This window comes from Microcoleus sp. S28C3, from assembly GCF_036700785.1.
Classification (GTDB): Bacteria; Cyanobacteriota; Cyanobacteriia; order Cyanobacteriales; family Microcoleaceae; genus Microcoleus; species Microcoleus asticus.
Genome location: NZ_JAUBPO010000050.1, coordinates 14353 through 32390, shown reverse-complemented (window position 1 = coordinate 32390; position 18038 = coordinate 14353). Strand labels below are relative to the sequence as shown.

Sequence of the window (18038 nt, the reverse complement as noted above, 5' to 3'; positions counted from 1 at the left end):
TTAGTATTAAGAAAATAGCGATCGGTTAGCTACAACCTGAAGAGTACCTATCGAGGTACGCAAACACCCGTCGGTTTCGGACTGCGAAGAGATGCACCACCACCAGAATTATAGGCTACCAGCCTTACTTGTCCTCGATCGTCCATTACCCAACCTTGAGCGGGCATAATTTCTGTTGGCCCAACTGCTATGGATGCTCTGTGGTCTTCTATTTGCTGACTTCCACCTACCGGTGGTTCCACCCAACCAAACTGGCTAGAATTGCTGCTGAGGGCATCGTGAGGACTCGGTGGCAATCCCCCCCGACCTGTCACAGTAAACTCGTTCTCGGCTCCTTGGATGCAGGGATTTGCAGCAATTAACGCAGCCGGATTCACTAAATTTTGCGGCAGTTCCACTAAACCTTGAGCAGGATTCACTCCAAAAGAACTAAATGTTACCGCCCCTTGCAAAGCCGGGCCGCCACTTTGGGAAATCGCGGCGATGTCGCTGCTGGGAAGCAGAGATGTAGGACTTACTTGCAACGCTGCAAATTCTGTGTCACTGAGCTCCAACCTGCTTCTGACTTGTTCGCGACTGGCTGCTGTAAAGCCGAAGACATTGGGGACATTGATATTCACGCGGCCGCCGCCTGCTGTGCGGGCGTTGGCTGTAATGTCGCTGTTTTCTTGCGGGAGGGTGACAAGAATGTTGCTGTTGATGTTAATATTGCCGCCGTCAGAACTGCCTGCATCCGTGGTAATTCGGCTGTTGCGGCGCAATTGGATCGATCGCGCTTGCAGGTTAATATTTGCTCCTGTACCGGATATAGTCGTGCCGTCAATACTGCTTTTATTGTCAAGGTCGATCGAATTTGCGACAATATTGATATTACCAGCGCGTCCGGTTCCCGTAGCCTGCACCGTCACTGTAGCTCCATCTCTGACAATTAGTCGATCGGCATTCAGATTTAACGAACCCGCATTTGCCGTAGCATTAGGATTAGTACCAAATATCTTGCCCACCGAAGCATCAATTGTACTGACAAACAGACCGTTATTTCCGCTGCCGCTGACCTCAATGCGATCGGCATTAACAGTAATATTCCCCACATCCCCTACACCCAAAGAACTCGTAGAAACTACTCCCCCATCCCGCACGGTTAGGCTTGGCGTATCAATGCGAATATCCCCGCCCCGACTAGAGCTCAAAGTTCCAGAACTCAGCGCGCTAGCACTCTGAATTCCGCTGCTCAAAAGTGGAGAAATACCTGAAATTTCTACTGATTCAGTAGCCCTAACTGTTAAATTTCCAGCAGGCCCCCCATCCCTAGAAAACAAAAACCTGCCAATTAACACACCCGATCCTACTGTAAACGCAGAACCCCCTGAGAGACTCAACCGCTTGGTATCGACGTTAATATTCCCCGCCCTGCCGTTAGATCCGATACTCAGCGTGCTAATTCCGGTGGACACAACTGTTGTCGGCCCGCTGTTAGACAATTCTACTGATTCAGCAGCATTAATGTTGATATTCCCCGAGGCGCCGCTGCTGTAGCTCGTCGTACCGAGAATAGAACCATTGCGCATAATTAATCTCGCGACATCAACACTAATGCTTCCTCCCGCACCGGTACTTTCTTTAGCTGTGCCGTTGTTAATTCCAGAACCCACCATCTCAAAAGTATTGGCGCGAATGATTAAATTTCCGCCCCTTCCACCGCCAAAAGTGATGCCGCTACCTACTACCCCATTGTTGAAGAGCAGGCGGCCGGTGTCGATCGTAATATTCCCCCCCGAACCAGCGCCAGCACTAGCATTAAACAGCACAAATAGCGGGTCAAACGGATCTGTAGTTCCCGATACCAAATATTTAATTGCAACCTGTTGATAGCCCTCAACTCCCAGCCCGCTCATTTCTACTGAATCAGCAGCCCGGAAATTGATATTGCCTCCTGCACCATCTCCTAGAGTCAAAGTAGAAAATTGCGATCCGTTTTCCACTCGCAACTTTTGAGCGCTGATATCGATACCTTTACCATCAATATTTCCCAGTGTCAGCGCATAAATGCGCGCACCGCTGAGGGCGACATTTCCACCTTTTAACTCTACTCTACCGCCACCGATTCCGCTGGTGTTGATGAGTGATCCATCGGCTATTTGAATATTGCCGAAGTTCCGAATATTGTCATAATTTAAAGTTAAATTTCCCTTTTCCCCCGCTGTTAGGGCGAAATTAACTAAACCGGGACTGGCTGCGCTACCGAGTAAGATTTGTCCGCTGCTGGCCGTTAAATTGCCGCCTTGGAGTTGGATGTCGCCGCCAATGAGTGCTAAAGTTTGACCTGGTTCTACTGCTAAACCAACTCGATCGCTAATCGGAATGGGCACAGGAGAGGCTGGGATGTTTACTTTGCCTAAAGCCGTGGAACGATTGACAATTGCACCCGAATTTTCCCGAAATCTTAAACCAACGGGAATATTAACTGTTAACAGTGCAGATGTTTGCGGGTTGGTGCTGCTGAATTCAAAACCGTTATTAAACACAATACTGTCAGCGGTTGAACCAATAAACGAACCGCGCAAATCTAACCGAGCATTCGGGCCGAATATAATTCCTTTCGGGTTAATTAAAAATAAGTTACCGTTGCCTAAAACTCCCAGAGTTCCTAAAATATTAGAAGGGTTTGGGCCTGTAACGCGGGTGAAGATGTTGGCAATTCCGCTGGGATTTTCAAAATAAGCTCCCCGCCCTTGACGGATGTTAAATTCGCGCAAGCTGTGAAAGAGGTTAACGCCGCGAGTTGCCCCGCCAGTGATTCTATCAGAGGGTAAATTGTTGATAGTATCGGGAACTGTCCGCGAACTTTCCGGCCCCAGGGTATTATCGGGGATAATTTGGGCGAAGGTTTTCGAGGGAAATAGCAACAGGAAAGCAAAAAGTAGGCCGGAAGACAGGCGAGACATAGCTTAAATCCTGTTATATAAATAATATCGTTTCCGGTTCCATCAGAATTATATGTTTGGATCGTATCAGTGCGAGCGTCCCCGCTCGCGATCCAAGTAGCGAGAGGGGATGCACGCACTACATAATTCCGATGCTACGGGATTTGAGATCGCAGCTTGAATTCACTCATAGGATTGTCCAAATTGCATCACTCAAAATCCGTCAGTTAAGCGCTGAGTTAAGGCGATCGCGAAAACCACCCGCAGGCTACACCAACGCGCCTAACGCTCTCAACAATGTCGCTTTTTGAGCGTTCGTCAATCCCGTTGCGTCTTGAATATTCATGCCTTCATACAGCCGATCGCCCATCAACGTCTTAATATAACGTTTGGTTGCGACATCCCACAGCTTAATCGTGCGATCGAGACCCCCACTTAATAAAAATTGGCCGTCAGCGCTAAAGATAACTGATATCAATTCCGATTGCACCGAAATAATATAGAAGACACGGCGCCGTGCTGTTTCCATACCGCTATTAATTGTAGGGATACGGCACTGCCGTCTGCAAAGGTGTGGGTAATATTAATTCCGATGCTAATCGTATTAAAAACAAGATTGACAACCTTGCCAGCTCGGCAGCTATAGGCTAAGATTTGGCAAAGGTCGAGAACACAATGACGATAATTCCAACTATGAACTACCGAAACCACATCACGATCGAGCCAAATAAACGCGGTGGTAAGCCTTGTGTACGCGGCTTGCGAATTACGGTTTATGAAGTGCTTGAGTACCTGGCTTCCGAGATGACCGAAGCAGAAATTCTCGACGATTTTCCCGATCTGACGCGAGAAGATTTAAAAGCCTGTATTGCTTATGCTGCTGACCGTGAGCGTCGGTTTATGACCGCGACCTTATCCGCATGAAATTACTTTTTGATGAAAACTTGTCGCCCAAGTTACCGAACAGTTTGAGCGATATTTTCCCAAATTCGCTTCACGTTCGAGATGTGGGCATGAAAGCAACGATCGACCCAGTAGTTTGGGATTATGCAAAAGACAATGATTTGATGATTGTCTCGAAAGACGCGGATATGCACGACCTGAGCTTAGTATTTGGCAATCCACCGAAAGTTATTTGGCTTCGCCTTGGAAACTGTTCGACATTGCAAGCTGAAAATTTGCTACGTCGGGATTTTAACGCAATTAAATTATTTTATGAAAACGAGAATTTATCGCTGCTTGCTTTATCATAATGCACCGATGGCTTTGGGCCTCTTTCCACGGTTTTTACCAATGGAGAAAACAGAATGGCGATCACCCGATCTGCTGTTTTTCAAGTGTTCACGAGAATAAATCTTGTTGATTCTCGTGAGAGAACACCTAGAATGAAGTAAATACGTCTGATCGCACCTTGACAGGGCTGGCAATTCCTAGGCTGTAGTGTTGGTCATCGATCCAGTTTAGTGGACGATCACCCATATGTTGTAGAGACTTAGACCGCGAATACAGTCGATCGGCTTACGCATTAACCTGACATTTTATAGGTTTTTTTATTTTTATCTATTGACAATGTCAGGTTAATGCTCTAAATTGAGGGTGTAAGCAAACTCCTATTTTTGGAGCACGGAACATGGCTGATGGAGATATTTTCCGCAATGGGCTTGGGTACTATAAAAAGCTATATGAGTCGCTCTGTGAGGGGAAAGCGAGTATCGATGAGTGTACTCGGATGGCGATCTCAGCACTGAAGCAAGATATTCAAAAAAAAGGCAATCTACCAATTGTTCTTGCCCAACAGATGGGTGAAAGGTTGTCCCAGGTTATTGACATCGCGGGCGCGAATAACTCTGTTGACTGGGGTATTGCGAATAGGGAAATAGAAAAAATACTTCAAGTTAATGGAAGGCATGACGTTAAAGAGCTTATTCTTTGCGCTGGAAAGACTTTCCTACATGAGCTTAGGTATGGCAACGATCGAGGATTAACTGCTAATAGTATTTCGGAATCAATTTTGGGGCAATACATGACCACAGTGCTGGAATCAGGGTTTCATGGTCGTATACCACTAACCGATGAACATCTTGCAGGGATGAATGATCGAACTCTTAAACAACTAATTCAAGAAATTCAGCCTGCGGTTGTTTCTGCGATCGGTAATTGGGCAAATAAGGCAAATATCGATGGAAGTGTAACCAAATTACGACTACCACGCCGTAAAGTAAATCCAGTAGATATGGATGAAGACCTATGCTAACAATGAAGAAGGAATTTCATGCTCACGATAGTGATTACACACTAGATTTTGGCTCTGGGGTAAATAATAATGGGTGTATTCAGTTTACAGATCATGCTACTAAAAAGGAGAGTTCTATTGGAATTACGATAGACGATGAAGAATTCAACTACCGAGTCAAGCAAGAGTTTCCATCTGTAGTTGCTGATCTAATCGATCTGGCTGTTGCAATCCATTTCGCAGATCGTCTTGCATTTCAAAATCTACGCCAAGATCAAAGTCGCATTTATGTAAAACTAGCAGTCCGTCATCCTGAAATAATGAATACTGAATTATTTCGATCTCAGCTAGAAATTTTGCTTGAATGGGCTACTGGAAGTCTATGGTTGTTTGACTTCCAAAAGAGATCAGATTCAGAACGTTTCGTTGTTCGGCAACCATCTTTACCAGTAGCATCTCAGGATTGTGAAGTTGCCATGTGGAGTGGTGGTCTTGATGCCTTTGCTGGTCTCTATCAACGTTTGCGATCGCATCCAGAAAAGTCATTTTTACTTTTTGGCACTGGAGGTAATGTTAACGTTCACAAGCTACAGGAAGATACAGAAAAACAAATTAGATATATTTTTCCCAATCGTTGTACTTTATACCGATTTCCAATTCGCTTCTTTGATAGCAATGCAGTTAGAAAAAACAAAATTACCCGCGCAAGAGGTGTTGTATTTGCGATGCTGGGTGCTGCCTGTGCATCTTTAATGGGGCGACAAGAGCTTTGCTTTTATGAAAACGGAACTGCTGCAATTAATCTTCCATATCGCGAATCTGCGTTGGGATTAGATCACACCAGATCGGTTCATCCATTGACTTTGCTGAAAGTGAGCGATCTCATTTCAGAGCTTCTAGGAGAGGGATTTCGGGTCGGGAATCCATTCCTATTCTCAACTAAATCTGAAATGTGTCAGATATTAGCAGAAGACGTGACAGGTAGACTATCTTCGCAAACAAAGTCATGCGACAGCCCCCACAGACATAATATCAGTCAGTGTGGATATTGCTCCTCTTGCCTTTTACGACGACAAGCTCTTAGTGCTGCTAAAATAGAGGATAAGACTCGATATCTAATATTACATGGAAATTATTCACCAGCGAAAGATCCAAGTGAGAGTTTACGACATATGCTCGCACAAGTTGAGACGCTACGATGCTTACTCAATCGACCTAATTCACATAAGGTTCAGTGGGAAGCATTAACTCGTAAATTTCCGATCCTTGATGATATTGTCGATCGATGTTCAGTCGTAGAAAAGTTGACCACTCTTGATATGCAGAGCAAGTTAATTAGACTTTATCAAAACTATGTCGCTGAGTGGGATGATGTAAAGTTTCAACTATCAGTCAACCTCATTAAGAATAGGGACAGTGAGTCGTAATATCGAAACTAGTTGATCGCTTAATAAGATTAAGGAAAACTGTAATGGCTACTAATATATTAGACAACATCGATCTAGGGAGATTGGGGGCACTCCTTCAACAAGCCCGCAAAAGCTGTGACATAACTCAAGCTCAAGCAGCCCAGATTATTGATACTGCAAGAACAACTATTGTTGCAATTGAGAAAGGAGAACGCCGGATCAAAGCAACCGAACTGATTAAACTCGCCCGTGCTTATGGAAAAGCCATCGGCGATTTCGTTCAGCCTCGTGCTGTTACAGAACCTTTTGAGGTTCAATATCGCTCGGCATTTGGGCAGAATGAAGCTGAAGCAGCACGGATTAAACCCACTATTTTGCGCTTAGAGGAACTGTGCCAAAACTATCTAGATCTCGAAGCGATGATGGATGCACCCTTACCTCGAAATTATCCACAAGAGTACAAGATCGATAATATGCCACTTGAGGCGGCAGCGGAAAGTATTGCCATCTCAGAACGTCAACGGCTTGGGCTTGGTGATGCACCTATTCCATGTCTGCGAGATATTTTAGAACAGAGTGTCGGATTACGAATTTTTTATATAGAGATGCCACCTAAATACTCAGGCATCTATAGCTACAACGAACAAATGGGTGGCTGCATCGCCATCAATGCTGGACATCCTGAAGAGAGAAAACGCTGGTCATTAGCACATGATTACCTGCATTTTCTCGCTCATCGACGGAAGCCCATAGTTGATTTTGACGATCAGTATAAAAGGAAACCAGAGAGCGAGAGACTAGCAGACACTTTCCCTAATTATTTCCTAATGCCGACAAGTGATTTACTCAAGCGATTTAACGATATGCACCGATCTCATGGCAAGTTTACTGCAACAAATTTATTCACTTTAGCTCACCATTATGGAGTGTCTATTCAAGCTCTCATCTATCGATTAGAAGCAATTAAATTGTTACCATCTGGAACTTGGGAGCGTCTGCGCGATCGAGGATTAAAAGTCCGAACAGTTCAACAGGAAATGGGCTTAGCACCTATCACGGAGCGCATCGATATGGCTCCTATTCACTATCAGCATTTAGCGATAGAAGCACTAGATCGAGGGTTAATTACGGAAGGACACTTTGCTGATTTTCTTGGTGTCGATCGCCTGGAGGCTCGACGGATTGCAGAATCATTAAGCGCACATTCAAGCGGAATAATCGAAGAAGTTGCTGATTTAGACCTTTGTCAGGCGTAGGATAATTGGGTAATTAACGATGAATATTAAACAATCCCATATTGTCCTAGATGCCTGCTGTATTCTAAATTTCTATGCTTCCGGAAAATTTCTAGAAATATTGCAAGCTATTCCCGCTCAAATTGTAGTTACTGAAGTTGTTAGATCGCAAGAATTAAATACGCTTCAGCGGATTGAGAATGAGGAGACTGAAGGTGCAATTTATTTTGACCAGGCGGTTCAAGAAGGTTTAATATCGATCGTAGATTTTGAATCGGAAGCAGAGGCAGAAACTTTCATCAACTATACTGCTCAAATGAGGGATGAAGGAGAATCTGCAACATTTGCGATCGCCTTTCACCGCGAATGGGCAGTTGCAACTGATGATAAGAGAGCGATCGCCTTTCTAAGAAAAGAGGCTCCTCACATCCAAATTGTATCAACACTGGAAGTAATTGAACATTGGTCGGAAAAATCAAATATTGACTCAGTAACATTAAAAGCCACATTGAGTGCAATTCGAGTTAAAGCGAGATATCAACCTCCTCGAAATCATCCTTTGCTGATTTGGTGGGAAACTGCAATGAAATAAATAAGGGTTCCCATTATGTGCAGCTTCATAAATAATTAGTATTACTTATCAATTTTGTAACCCAACCTACAATATTAAAACGGAAAATAATTAATCCGAAAGTAGATGCCTTTTTCCTGCAAAGTTCGATCGCCCGATCGAGCATTTATCAAAGGAATACCGTAGTCTAAACGCACATTCAACCGATCGCCCATCTGCCAAACCAGCCCCAAACCCGCACCCAGCAGTTTGTCCGAGTCGGGATTCGCCTTCTCCTCCGAATGGTTCCACCCTAACCCAAAATCGATAAACGGAGCGACTTGCAACAATCCTTGGACTTCCGGGACACGCCAAACCGGTATTCGCAGTTCTGCAGACGCGATCGCACCGCTATCAGTTAACAGCAAATCTTGGCGGTATCCGCGCACGCTTTGAACGCCGCCGATCCCGATTTGTTCGAGGGAAAGCAGGGGGCGATCGGCTAATTGAATGTCTGAACGCACTATCAGCAAGGTTTCTGGTGCTAGCAGCCGCACGTACTGCGCTTGTCCGCGCCACGCCAGAAAGCGGCTGTCGGGTCCGCTATCGTTCGCAGTAGCGCCCAAAAAATCGGTACCGAGGGAAAACTGCGATCGCGCCGCGAACACTTGGCTGGAACTCCGCTGCACGTATTCTTGAAAAAACCGCACAGCCGAAACCCGCGTTTCGCCGCGCTCATTTGCTCCCGCCGAAAGCGCAAATCGTTCCCCCGACAGGAATGTATCGCTTTCTTGCCGCGAAAAACTCAGTCCCAAAGCCAAAGTGCGATCGGGCTTTTCGACAATCGGTTGACGGTAAGTTAATTCGTAGGTGCGCGATTTCCCCTCGATTTGTGCAGCATCGAAGGGTTCCTCAATGATGTTGGTGCTAGCAGCACCTGCAGCGAACCCAATCGTGCCGTTGCGCGCGTTGACGGGAACTGTGTAGCTGCCGTTGAATTCGTTGCTGCCGTCGGTGTTAGCATAAGATATCTCTAATCCGTCGCCCAAACCGAGCAAATTTGCTTGATTGATGCGAACACCGCGCCGAAAACTGCCGACGCTGGGCGATCGGTTGTTGTCTGCGAACACTTCACCGTTAAAGCTGTCTGCTTCTTTTACCCGCACTTCTAAGCGGCTGTTTTCCGGGCGACTTCCGGCTTGGAGTTCGGCGGAAATATTGGCAATTAAGGGGTCGAGTTGCAGCAGTTGCAAGGCTTCCAGCAACCGAGATCGGTTGAGGGGCCGTCTGGTAGCGCGCTCAAGGCGCGATCGCACGTAATTTGAATTTAAGCGCCTGTTCCCAGTAATCACAATTTCATCTAATCCGCCTTCTACAATCCGAATTGTCACCACACCTCCCGATCTGGGAAAGGTTTGGTTGGCGGGAATTACAGCGCCGGAATTGATGTATCCTGCCGCCACGTATTTTTGAGTGACGGCTGCTTCGGCTGCGATCAGTTCCGCAAAGGTGATTTCGCGCCCCGCAAACTCTTTAATAACTTCTGCGAGTTCGCGATCGCTAAAAGCTGTGTTGCCCTCAAACTCAAAGCGATCTACCTGAATTGTACCCGGAATCTCCGGTCTAGCATCGCCGGGAACTGGTGTTGGCGGCGTTGGTTGGAGGGGAGACGGCGCAGGCGGTTGCGGCGGCTCAGGAGCTGGTAATTCGGGTTCTCGGGGCAGAATTGGGTTCGGCAGTTGGCTTAGTTGCGAGTCGCGATCGATACCCAAATCGGTTTTTTTTATGCCAATATTTTCTTCTAGCTTGTGATCTCGGTTTAAAATCTCGGTTTCTTGAGTTTTTGTGCTGAATGTGCGATCGGCCCGAGAAGTTGCACCATTGTCAATAAGCCTTTTACGGGCGGGCAGGATGCCCACCCCACAAGAAAACTCACTCCTCGCTTCACAGTCATCTTGCCTGTTCTCGATAATGGTGTCAGATGTCACATCGACTGAATTTGCCGCGGACGGCGGTAAGTCGGGAGTTTCCGCCCCCACCGAGTGTTCTGACTCAGCGGGTAACTGCGTCTTCTCGTCAGCGGTGGCTAAGTCTTCGCGACTGTCAAGATTAGTGTCGCCTCCGCTGCTAACTGCTGCGAAATCCTCAACATTTGAGGTCAAAATTTCAACTGTGCTAGCGGATGTTTTTGCAGGTTTTCCCAACAAAACTAACCCAAAAATTCCAGCGAGTAAAAATAGTTTTTGCGATCGACAAGCCATAGAATCTAATTATCTCGAATAATTGGGGGAAAATATTTTCAGGAAGTGAGCACCCTCAAGTAAAAATCAATCTTAACAGCAAAAAAAGGAACAATGGTGTGCATTTGAATATTGAGTATCTGGTGTATGTGGCAGTGCGAGATACGGAAGAAGCAGAATATCACCTGATTGAAACACACCACATCCTGAACATGACCGCTGAGCAAGTTCGTACCTTGGGCGCGGATGTCGTAGCAAAACAGTGTTTGGAAAAATTAGATGGCGTGGATCTGAGTTACGTCACTTTTGATTTGGACAGTATGGATTCCTCGATTTGCATGGGAACAGGGACTCCTGCCCCTCATGGCATTTTTCTCGGAGAAGCGCGGCTGCTCAACGAAACGTTGGTCAAAGATCCACGGGTTTGTTGTTGGGAAATCTGCGAAATTAATCCTCTGCTCGATACCCTCAATACAATTGTGGAAAACTCTCTGCTCATTTTTGAAAGTGTGGTAGATGCGATCGCAAAGCGCTACTAGACCGATACGATGTCTGACGGGTTAAGGAGAAACCGCTTTTGTCAAGCAGATGGCAGCATTGAATAAATTAAAACTGCATGACGCTTAGACTTATCAAACTCAGGCTGTTGTCCTATAAATGAAGGGAATCTCAGGATTATGGGAAGTTGGCTCCCAGGCGGCCATACCAAATCCACCCAGATTCAGGAATTTAAGCATTTGTGGGGCGTAGGTCTGTTTCATTAATGAGCTGTCCGACCTGAATAATAAGTCGTCTAGCAGTACAGGAGATCCTAAATAAGCTATAACTCGACACATAGGATGCAATTAAATGTGGTGGTTTTCAAGTAATCTGGCTTGTGCGTAGACGCTACATGGGCTTGTCGTCAGATATCGCTCGCCAGCCGGAAATGGGGTTTTATAGCAAAAAGCCAAAGGTAAAAAGCAAAAAGCACAGGTAAAAAGCTTGCGACATAAAGGTTCTAGCGTTTGCTCTCCTCCTAAGCTACTAGGCCATTGCTATAATTTCTTTTTTCCAGCGTAGATTCTCATTATCTTCCCGGACGACGGAACCCCCCGGCTATCTTCTCCAACTCCTGCTTTGTCAGTTCCTCCTCACTTTCCTGTTGTTCCTCCATTGACGGCTGAGTTTTTACAGGTTCTTCTTGCTCTGTGTTCTGTTCTTTTTGATTGTGAGCTTTGTTTTCACTAGACATTTTTTATTTCTAAGATACCATAAGCTCAAGTCAAATATTCAGCATAATTTTCCATTATTTGGATTTTGAAGAAATTCAATAGTCCGGACAGTTTTTAGTTAGTAGTCTCAAACCCTCGATTTTTCGTTAGTAGCTCGATTGCCCAATCGCCTGGAAACCCTTATTCTCACGTTTGGAATCAAAAACTGTGCGAAGTATTGATTTAAAGTATAAGTGAAAAAATAAATCAACAAGCTGAGGCGATAGGAATGTGTGGATTTGCGGGATTCATTGATTTTCAAAATTACCAACAGCACAAACAACCGGATCGTTTAGAGATTCTCAGCCAGATGGGGGAACAACTATCTCGGCGCGGCCCAGATGAAGAGCAATGCTTTGATTCAGATCCCTTATCCTTGATCTTCAGACGGTTATCTATTGTCGATTTAGCTGGAGGCCAACAACCGATTTGGAACGAAGACAAAACCATGTTTGTCGCGGTAAATGGAGAAATTTACAACCATCTAGAGTTACGTTCCAAGTTACGGGGAAAACATCAATTTCGCACCCATTCCGATGCCGAAATAGTTTTACATTTATATGAAGAAGTGGGACCGGATGCACTCCATCTCTTGAATGGGATGTTTGCGATTGCTTTATGGGATGCCCGACGACAACAGTTATTTTTAGCACGCGATCGCCTGGGAATTAAACCGTTATACTACGCACAAATTGGCTCTCAACTCATTTTTGGCTCTACTTTAACGTCCCTCTTAGCCCATCCCAATGCTCCAAGACATCCTCAGTTCCAAGATTTAACGAATTTAAGCGTCACCACATCCTATGTGAGACAAATTCACAGGTTACCTGGCGGTCATTATTTGCTTTATGATGCCAACACAACCAACCTGACTCCTCAGTGCTACTGGAATTTAGAAAATTATTTGGTCACGGAGTCAACATTAGACTCGCGCCAGCCTCAAGACTATATCAGAGAGTATCGCGATCTTTTTGTTGATAGCGTGAAGAAACGCCTGATGAGTGATGTACCTGTAGGGGCATTTTTGAGTGGAGGACTAGACTCTGGGGCAATAGTCGCTGTTGCCAATCAGTTTCACGACCAGTTACATTGCTTCAGCATCCTAGCCGATTACACGAAAGAAAATGGAGATATCCAAGAAGCGCGTCAGTTGTGCGAAAGACTCAATCTACCTTTTCATCCGGTATATTTTGATTCGGAAAAGCTCTTAGATCAAATCCATTTTTCCTTAGACACTTTTGAATATTTTATTTGGATAATGGATGCGCCGAAATTTTATTTAGAGTCGCTTTTTAAGCAGGAACTCCATCGCTATGCCAAAACCCTATTCCCTGACCTCAAAGTAATGCTTTTGGGACAGGGGTCTGATGAATTTGCTGGCGGGTACTCCAACCCTGAAGATAACTCTACTAGCGACTGGCACAATTATATCCAACAATTGACCGAAGAGGAGCAACAGATAAGTCAAGCCAAACAACTAACGAGTCTTAAGGATGGGTCGTACCTGTTCGATAGAACCCTTAAATCTTATCCTCCTGGTTGTACTCCGTTTCAAAAACATATGTTACGGGAAGTTTATTACCTACAAGACTTTAATCTTTGGCATGAAGATCGCAACTCCATGAGTCAAAGTATAGAAGCTCGTGTCCCCTTTTTAGATCATCGTTTAGTGGAATATTTAGCGGCTGTTCCTCCTCAACATCATGCAGCGCTGTTTTGGAATAAAACGATTGTTCGAGAAATGGCTGGGCAATGGTTACCCCACGATTTTGTCTATCGCAAAAAATCTTTCGGCACCTCACCCCCGCAGTGGACTCGAATGCACTATAGAATTGTGCAAAGGATATTTCCCCAGTTTCGCGAGAAGTATCTAGCCAATTCTAGGAGTCTGTTCTCAGATGATCAAATACTAGGCTGGTTTAATCAAGCGAATGGCAGTAGTATGAATGGTATTCAAGCTTTAGATAAGCTCTTAAATGCGATGGCAATGACAGTGTTTAAAGATCTTTGCAAAACTGGGAAACCCCCTACTCCTATGGATTACTTGTATGGACGCTCACCTCTCAAAACTCTGCATGATTTTTAAAGATGAGTGTTCGGAAATTATTGAGAACGTCTAATTGCCTCTATAAAAACAGATAATTTATAGAAGCATTGCATAAGTCGGCTCTCCTGAGTTTTAGGTCGTATTAAAAATAAAACTTCCTGTGGCGCGGGCCGGAAAGCCTGCGTGAGCGAGACGCTCACACTACCGTTTCCACCACAAATCCACGAGAGGGGGTCGATCGACCCTTGTTCCTTTCCCAACTCTTACGCACCAACCGGGTTTTTATCCGAAAAAATATCGTGTAAGTCGATCGTAAACGGTAAAAAAAACCAAGTTTTTTTTGTTGCAAAACCTACGCTTTCATGCTAATGCAGCAACCAGAATAGCCCTGCACGCCAGGGTAAATCAGAAACCGGGTTGTGTCCGAAAAGACGCGCTACAACTGAGATATTGCACCATTCTCAATAATCTTTTTATGAACAGGCAAGATGCCTGTTCCACCAGAGATAAATTTTCTCGCTTCACAGGCATCTTGCCTGTTCTTAAGAATAGTGCAAGATTTGAGTTACAGCCCGCAGAGCCACTAAAAAACCCGGTTTCTTTGATTTTGGTGCATCATACCCAATCCGAATTTAATACCCCCTTTATTCTTGAGTCCGCGTCTACCCACCTCCTTTGCCCAGACGCGGTTTCAACAGCCTAGTCTTATATCAGGGGTTTCTAACTATGAATTATGCAGAGCGGCCCGCACCAGCCGCAGCACCCATTTGAGCCCCGTCAGTCAATCCCACCAACTTAGCACTCAACTCCCACATCCGCTCGCCTTTTTCATCATCGCGGGCCTGGGGAGAAACCTTCTGCACAAAAGACTTGCCATCTTTTTTCTGGCGGTTCCCCCAACTCCAATAAGCCCCAGATTGCTTGTATTCTGGCTCGGCAACCACCATCGCCAACCTTTCCCCCGCCAACTCCTGCGACACGTAACCCCCCGTGATATTCTTCTGAAACAGCGGGAACAGCTTCTGAAATAGGGGATAGTGATTGCGGAACAGCGGCGTATCCGCCACGCATCCCGGATACAGCGAAGTGAAAGTAATCCCCGTGGATTCGTGAAAGCGGCGGTGCAATTCCCGCATCGTCAGCACGTTGCAAACTTTGCTATCTTTGTAAGCCTTGACCGGTTCAAACTTCTTGCCGTCAACCATCGAAATCGGGTCTTTGAAACCCGCTTCAAAACCTTCAAACTTGCCCAAATCCGGGCGCGGCGGAATCTTCCCGCCCAACTCGTCTGGATTGTGAGTCACAGTTCCCAAAATCACGATTCTCGCATCGTTATAGTAGGAAGGCTTCATATTTTCCATCATCAGGTTGCACAGCAGGAAATGACCCAGGTGATTGGTAGTCATCGTCAACTCGTAACCCTCCGGGCTCCGCAGCGGTTCCTTAATCAAAGGCATATAAATTGCGGCGTTGCACACCAAAGCGTCCAGAGGCCTGCCGCTTGCCTTAAATGCCCGAGCAAACTGGCGCACGCTGTTCAAATCGCCCAAGTCAATCTGCATGATGGAGAAACTGCCTTCAGGTATGCCCAACTCTTGGGCGGCGTCTCCGGCTTTCCGCACGTCCCGACAGGCCATGACTACGTGCCATCCCTTGTCTGCGAGAGCTTTCGCGCCGTACAAACCGACGCCGGAGGAAGCGCCGGTGATGATAACCGTTGATTTATGATTTTGTGCCATCTTGTTAAAAGCGCTTCCGCTATTGATTATTTTCAGGCACTCAAAAGCTGAGCTAGCAGCTCTAATTTTTTGAAGTACCCTATGGTTATTAGGATATGGGGAAATGTTCTCGATCTCAACCGGCGATGAAAATTAAATATCGCTCCAACTCCCACTCCTACTTTTGTGAATTAACCATAAATCCTGTTGGGGCGGGTTCACTATTATCTATGATTCACATACTCGGTATTGATAAACCCGCCCCAATCAACCAACTCAACTAAGAAATAGCTGCCGGTTCCTGATACCTAGGGAAATCGATATAACCTTCAGGCCCAAAAGAATACCAGACGCCCACTTCAGCCGGCGGATTGAGCGGCCAACCATTAGTAAAACGCTCTACCAAATCCGGATTGCTGATAAAATCCCGACCAAAAGCAATTAAATCCGCAACTTTGCTGCTCACGGCTGTTTCAGCCTGTTCTTGAGTATATCCGCAGTTGCCGACGAGCGGCCCTGCAAACACATCGCGAAACTCACTTATCATCATCGGCGTTCCCAATTCGTGAAAGCCAAAAGCCAGACCGTCCACCAAGTGAAGGTAAGCTAAATCGTAGGCATTTAACTGCCCTGCGAAATACAGAAAATCTTCCCGATATTCTGGAGAACCCATATCATTGTAAACACCGTTGGGAGAAAGTCTAACTCCCACTCTGTTTGCGGGAAATACTGTGATAATCGCCTCGACAATTTCTTTAAGAAAACGGTAGCGATTTTCGACTGCGCCACCATAAGAATCAGTGCGGTGATTGGTTCTGGTTTGCAGGAACGTGTCAATGAGATAGCCGTTAGCCGCGTGAATTTCTACACCGTCAAAACCTGCTATTTTTGCCCGTTCAGCCGCCTTGCGATAATCTTCTACAACGATCGAGATTTCAGCCGTTTCTAGAGCGCGGGGAGTTTCGTAGGGCTGTTTGCCTAGAGGGGTATGAATGCCTTCTCCGTTTATTTTGATGGCAGACGCTGCAACTGGTAATTGATTGTTTTCATGAAAATTGCTGTGGGAAGCCCGCCCGCAGTGCCAAAGCTGCATGAAAATCGGCGTTTCGCGGGCATGAACCGCAGTCACAACTTGTTTCCAAGCTTCGCCTTGCTCGTCTGAATAAATACCGGGCGTATTGAGCCAACCAATAGCTTGAGTAGAAATCACTGTGGCTTCTGTAATGATTAAACCAGCAGAGGCTCGCTGAGTGTAATACTCTGCCATCAAGGCGTTGGGCATCCGCGCTTCACCGGCTCGGGAGCGCGTCAGGGGTGCCATGACTACCCGGTTTTTTAATGGTAAATCTCCGAGTTTGAAGGAACTGAGCAGCAGTGGAGAAGTTGTTTGAGCAGTCATAATCTTGAGGTTTTATCAACTTAAAAATGAGGGAAATCACTTAGCGGTTAACTGTTACCTGTTAACATAATTAAGGTGATATCCTCCGCACGGATAGTCGGGGGATAAGCTTAATATAACTTGAATCCATCACCCGGAATGCTAACACCATCACATATTTAGGATAAATTATAGATCGTTGCCCGATCGCCCTGAGTTCAAAATGGTGTCGTCGCCGCCTGTAAGTGCAGCTTTTCTCGCAACTGCGGGCGATCGAAGGAAAGTTCCCGCGCGTGCAAGTGTAGCCGGTTCGCAGCCGCTCGTGATAAAAAGTTATTAGGCTTGTTAACTAAACTTAAAAAATCTCAGGATGATGAATAGTCAAAATAAATCTCGTTCTGCACTTTTTATGCAGAAAAATCGCATCATAAAAGTCAATTTTATTTGTAATTAATCAAGCAGCCAACTAAATAAACCTTCAACTGTAAGATTGAATTCTGTTGCAAATTCTGGCACTGGTAACAGTACATCCGGTTCGTCATAAAACGCTGTTGGTCGATCGACTAAGTAAACAAATACACATTGCTCAGATGGGTCAATCAGCCAACCCATCTGCGTTCCGTGCTTCAAGCAATGCAGAATATTTTTTGTTACCTTAGTTTGGCTTTGGTCAGGCGAAAGAATTTCGATCGTCCAATCTGGGGCAATTGAGAAAACATTAGCCACTTCACCATTTTGCTTGCGAGGAATCCTGCTCCATAAGAATACGGAAATATCGGGTATAATCGATCGTTCACCAAAAGTGCAGCGGAGTTCTGAGAAAGCTCGTGCAATCTTTTTTGACCTCACAACCGAGTTAATTGCGGGGGACAATTCAGTCTGAAGTGCACTATGTTCTCCTTGTGGCATTGGTTTTTGCACGATCTTTCCATTCATGTATTCGCTGGCGGGGTCCGTCTCCGGCAGATTCAGAAACTCTCCTAGGGTAAGGGTTTTAGTGGGAGTCTGTACCATTTTAAGGTTTCCTGAAGAGAAGCGAGTTGAGATTCCT

General features: G+C 45.6%; 15 protein-coding genes. 8 read left to right on the top strand and 7 right to left on the bottom strand.

The window, feature by feature from the left end; translation table 11 throughout:
- Window positions 1–47 precede the first annotated feature (47 nt).
- Both QUA13_RS16355 and QUA13_RS16350 read right to left on the bottom strand, forming a co-directional pair.
- Window positions 48–2945: a two-partner secretion domain-containing protein gene (locus tag QUA13_RS16355; protein WP_333200095.1), complete on the bottom strand. Its 2898-nt coding sequence runs from the start codon at window positions 2943–2945 to the stop codon at window positions 48–50.
- A gap of 247 nt (window positions 2946–3192) precedes the next feature.
- Window positions 3193–3453, bottom strand: coding sequence for a hypothetical protein (locus tag QUA13_RS16350; protein WP_333200093.1), 261 nt, complete (start codon window positions 3451–3453; stop codon window positions 3193–3195).
- 164 nt (window positions 3454–3617) lie between these two features.
- On the opposite strand from QUA13_RS16350, the gene QUA13_RS16345 reads away from it, so the two are divergent.
- The 6 genes from QUA13_RS16345 (at window position 3618) to QUA13_RS16320 (ending at window position 8393) form a co-directional block, all read left to right on the top strand.
- Window positions 3618–3848 (top strand): DUF433 domain-containing protein, encoded by a 231-nt coding sequence (locus tag QUA13_RS16345; protein WP_333165230.1) that lies wholly within the window; start codon window positions 3618–3620, stop codon window positions 3846–3848.
- A complete protein-coding gene (locus tag QUA13_RS16340; RefSeq protein ID WP_333200091.1) occupies window positions 3845–4177 on the top strand; it encodes a DUF5615 family PIN-like protein in 333 nt (110 codons plus the stop codon). The genes QUA13_RS16345 and QUA13_RS16340 overlap by 4 nt, the downstream gene beginning before the upstream one ends.
- Window positions 4178–4554: 377 nt before the next feature.
- On the top strand, window positions 4555–5178 hold the full coding sequence (locus QUA13_RS16335) for a hypothetical protein (protein WP_333200089.1): 624 nt from the start codon (window positions 4555–4557) through the stop codon (window positions 5176–5178).
- Window positions 5172–6584 (top strand): 7-cyano-7-deazaguanine synthase, encoded by a 1413-nt coding sequence (locus QUA13_RS16330; protein ID WP_333200087.1) that lies wholly within the window; start codon window positions 5172–5174, stop codon window positions 6582–6584. The genes QUA13_RS16335 and QUA13_RS16330 overlap by 7 nt, the downstream gene beginning before the upstream one ends.
- Window positions 6585–6628: 44 nt before the next feature.
- The gene (locus QUA13_RS16325) at window positions 6629–7822 is read left to right on the top strand and encodes an ImmA/IrrE family metallo-endopeptidase (RefSeq protein WP_333200084.1); all 1194 of its coding nucleotides are present in this window, start codon (window positions 6629–6631) and stop codon (window positions 7820–7822) included.
- A gap of 19 nt (window positions 7823–7841) precedes the next feature.
- Window positions 7842–8393 (top strand): hypothetical protein, encoded by a 552-nt coding sequence (locus QUA13_RS16320; RefSeq protein ID WP_333200082.1) that lies wholly within the window; start codon window positions 7842–7844, stop codon window positions 8391–8393.
- A 74-nt stretch (window positions 8394–8467) separates the two neighbouring features.
- Here the strand turns inward: QUA13_RS16320 and QUA13_RS16315 are convergent, their stop codons facing one another.
- Complete coding sequence (locus QUA13_RS16315; RefSeq protein WP_333200080.1) at window positions 8468–10612, bottom strand: ShlB/FhaC/HecB family hemolysin secretion/activation protein; 2145 nt, start codon at window positions 10610–10612, stop codon at window positions 8468–8470.
- 98 nt (window positions 10613–10710) lie between these two features.
- Here QUA13_RS16315 and QUA13_RS16310 point away from each other — a divergent pair, with 98 nt between their 5' ends.
- Window positions 10711–11130 (top strand): arginase family protein, encoded by a 420-nt coding sequence (locus QUA13_RS16310; RefSeq protein ID WP_333200078.1) that lies wholly within the window; start codon window positions 10711–10713, stop codon window positions 11128–11130.
- A gap of 530 nt (window positions 11131–11660) precedes the next feature.
- On the opposite strand, the gene QUA13_RS16305 is transcribed toward QUA13_RS16310, so the two are convergent.
- A complete protein-coding gene (locus tag QUA13_RS16305) occupies window positions 11661–11825 on the bottom strand; it encodes a hypothetical protein (protein WP_333200076.1) in 165 nt (54 codons plus the stop codon).
- A gap of 248 nt (window positions 11826–12073) precedes the next feature.
- Between QUA13_RS16305 and asnB the strand changes: the two genes are divergently transcribed.
- On the top strand, window positions 12074–13930 hold the full coding sequence (gene asnB, locus QUA13_RS16300) for an asparagine synthase (glutamine-hydrolyzing) (protein WP_333200074.1): 1857 nt from the start codon (window positions 12074–12076) through the stop codon (window positions 13928–13930).
- Window positions 13931–14622: 692 nt separating this feature from the next.
- Here the strand turns inward: asnB and QUA13_RS16295 are convergent.
- The 3 genes from QUA13_RS16295 to QUA13_RS16285 all read right to left on the bottom strand — a co-directional run bounded on the left by QUA13_RS16295 (window position 14623) and on the right by QUA13_RS16285 (window position 18001).
- Complete coding sequence (locus QUA13_RS16295; RefSeq protein ID WP_333200072.1) at window positions 14623–15630, bottom strand: protochlorophyllide reductase; 1008 nt, start codon at window positions 15628–15630, stop codon at window positions 14623–14625.
- Window positions 15631–15889: 259 nt separating this feature from the next.
- Complete coding sequence (locus tag QUA13_RS16290) at window positions 15890–17008, bottom strand: alkene reductase (protein ID WP_333200070.1); 1119 nt, start codon at window positions 17006–17008, stop codon at window positions 15890–15892.
- Window positions 17009–17437: 429 nt separating this feature from the next.
- Window positions 17438–18001 carry a Uma2 family endonuclease gene (locus QUA13_RS16285; protein ID WP_333200068.1) on the bottom strand — a complete coding sequence of 188 codons (564 nt, stop codon included), beginning with the start codon at window positions 17999–18001 and terminating at the stop codon, window positions 17438–17440.
- Between the last annotated feature and the right edge of the window lie 37 nt (window positions 18002–18038).

Bases quoted from the DNA above. Each gene is read 5' to 3' on its own strand.
- QUA13_RS16330 (WP_333200087.1), top strand. From the start codon at position 5,172: ATGCTAACAATGAAGAAGGAATTTCATGCTCACGATAGTGATTACACA.
- QUA13_RS16295 (WP_333200072.1), bottom strand. From the start codon at position 15,630: ATGGCACAAAATCATAAATCAACGGTTATCATCACCGGCGCTTCCTCC.
- asnB (WP_333200074.1), top strand. From the start codon at position 12,074: ATGTGTGGATTTGCGGGATTCATTGATTTTCAAAATTACCAACAGCAC.
- QUA13_RS16320 (WP_333200082.1), top strand. From the start codon at position 7,842: ATGAATATTAAACAATCCCATATTGTCCTAGATGCCTGCTGTATTCTA.
- QUA13_RS16325 (WP_333200084.1), top strand. From the start codon at position 6,629: ATGGCTACTAATATATTAGACAACATCGATCTAGGGAGATTGGGGGCA.
- QUA13_RS16355 (WP_333200095.1), bottom strand. From the start codon at position 2,945: ATGTCTCGCCTGTCTTCCGGCCTACTTTTTGCTTTCCTGTTGCTATTT.
- QUA13_RS16315 (WP_333200080.1), bottom strand. From the start codon at position 10,612: ATGGCTTGTCGATCGCAAAAACTATTTTTACTCGCTGGAATTTTTGGG.
- QUA13_RS16305 (WP_333200076.1), bottom strand. From the start codon at position 11,825: ATGTCTAGTGAAAACAAAGCTCACAATCAAAAAGAACAGAACACAGAG.
- QUA13_RS16345 (WP_333165230.1), top strand. From the start codon at position 3,618: ATGAACTACCGAAACCACATCACGATCGAGCCAAATAAACGCGGTGGT.
- QUA13_RS16290 (WP_333200070.1), bottom strand. From the start codon at position 17,008: ATGACTGCTCAAACAACTTCTCCACTGCTGCTCAGTTCCTTCAAACTC.
- QUA13_RS16285 (WP_333200068.1), bottom strand. From the start codon at position 18,001: ATGGTACAGACTCCCACTAAAACCCTTACCCTAGGAGAGTTTCTGAAT.
- QUA13_RS16340 (WP_333200091.1), top strand. From the start codon at position 3,845: ATGAAATTACTTTTTGATGAAAACTTGTCGCCCAAGTTACCGAACAGT.
- QUA13_RS16335 (WP_333200089.1), top strand. From the start codon at position 4,555: ATGGCTGATGGAGATATTTTCCGCAATGGGCTTGGGTACTATAAAAAG.
- QUA13_RS16350 (WP_333200093.1), bottom strand. From the start codon at position 3,453: ATGGAAACAGCACGGCGCCGTGTCTTCTATATTATTTCGGTGCAATCG.